A 1874-nucleotide genomic window follows, 5' to 3' on the forward strand; every position below is an offset into this window, starting at 1 on the left:
CCGCGGGTACGTCGTCGACGAGGTCGACATCTCCGAGCTCGAGAAGCTCGAGGGCTGCGTGACCTGCCTGTCGGTGCGGGTGCGCGGCTGACGCGTGTCCGGATGGTGCCCCGGGGTTGGCGGGATGCCGTTCGCGTGGCAGGCTGGCCCCGTGCGCATTGGACGCCTCCTCCTTCGCTGCCGCGGCGGGGCCTGAATCGGCCGCCCCTCGTCGCGGAGTTCGCTGTGCCCGGCTGAGCACCCGCACCGAGACGAAGGCGTGAACACCAGATGATCCACCCCCAGCAGCCCTCCGGGATGCCGATCCAGAAGTACGTGCCGTTCCAGGAGCAGATCCGCGTCGAGCTGCCCGACCGCACCTGGCCCGACCAGGTGATGACCAAGGCGCCGCGCTGGTGCGCGGTCGACCTGCGCGACGGCAACCAGGCCCTCATCGACCCGATGGACGCCGAGCGCAAGATGCGCATGTTCAAGCTGCTCGTGAAGATGGGCTACAAGGAGATCGAGGTCGGTTTCCCGAGCGCGAGCCAGACCGACTTCGACTTCTGCCGTGAGCTCATCGACGGCGGTCACATCCCCGATGACGTCACCATCCAGGTGCTGACGCAGTGCCGCGACCACCTGATCGAGCGCACCTTCGACGCGATCCGGGGTTGCAAGACGGCCATCGTGCACTTCTACAACTCGACCTCGGTGCTGCAGCGCCGGGTGGTGTTCGGCATGAGCGAGGAGGGCATCATCGACATCGCCCTCCAGGGTGCGCGGTTGTGCCGCAAGCTCGAGGAGACCGTGCCCGAGACCGACGTCTACTACGAGTACTCGCCCGAGTCCTACACCGGCACCGAGCTCGAGTTCGCCGTGCGCATCTGCAACGAGGTCATCGCCGTCATCGACCCGACGCCGGACCACAAGATCATCATCAACCTGCCGGCCACCGTCGAGATGGCCACCCCCAACGTCTACGCCGACTCCATCGAGTGGATGGTGCGTCACCTCGACCGCCGCGAGTCCGTCGTCGTCAGCCTGCACCCGCACAACGACCGCGGCGAGGGCGTGGCCGCGGCCGAGCTCGGCTACCTCGCCGGTGCCGACCGCATCGAGGGCTGCCTGTTCGGCAACGGGGAGCGCACCGGCAACGTCTGCCTGGTCACCCTGGGCATGAACCTGTTCAGCCAGGGCATCGACCCGCAGATCGACTTCTCCGACATGGCCGACGTGCGGCGCACCGTCGAGTACTGCACCCAGCTGCCGGTGCACGAGCGGCACCCGTGGGGTGGCGACCTCGTCTACACGGCCTTCTCCGGCTCGCACCAGGACGCCATCAAGAAGGGCTTCGAGGACATGGAGCGGCGCACCGTCGCCGCCGGCACCGACATCGACCACATCGACTGGGGGGTTCCCTACCTGCCGATCGACCCGCACGACATCGGCCGGTCCTACGAGGCCGTCGTGCGGGTCAACAGCCAGTCCGGCAAGGGTGGGGTGTCCTACCTGCTCAAGGCGGAGCACGGGCTGGACCTGCCGCGCCGTCTGCAGGTGGAGTTCAGCCACGTCGTGCAGCGCCGCACCGACGCCGAGGGCGGCGAGCTGTCGGCGTCCGAGATCTGGCAGATGTTCGCCGACGAGTACCTGCACGCCGAGCAGGTCGACGAGCGATGGGGCCGGTTCGCCCCGGTGCGCTCGACCCTCATCGGTGCCGATGACGGCATGGACCACATCGAGTCGGTCATCACCGACCACGGCAAGCAGGTCGAGATCTCCGGCACCGGCAACGGCCCGATCGCGGCGTTCATCGCGGCTCTCGCGCCGCTCGGCGTCGACGTGCGGGTGCTCGACTACCACGAGCACGCGCTGTCGGCCGGTGGTGACGCCCG

At 68.4% G+C, this 1874-nt stretch carries 1 protein-coding gene and 1 pseudogene; both read left to right on the plus strand.

The window, feature by feature from the left end; translation table 11 throughout:
• Positions 1 to 91, plus strand: a pseudogene (locus PLL68_RS15920) (N(G),N(G)-dimethylarginine dimethylaminohydrolase); the annotation flags it as partial.
• 179 nt (positions 92 to 270) lie between these two features.
• On the plus strand, positions 271 to 1874 hold a 1604-nt coding region (gene leuA, locus PLL68_RS14550; protein WP_324535308.1), incomplete at its 3' end, for a 2-isopropylmalate synthase.

The organism is Ornithinibacter sp. (assembly GCF_035443565.1).
Taxonomy (GTDB): Bacteria; Actinomycetota; Actinomycetes; order Actinomycetales; family Dermatophilaceae; genus Fodinibacter.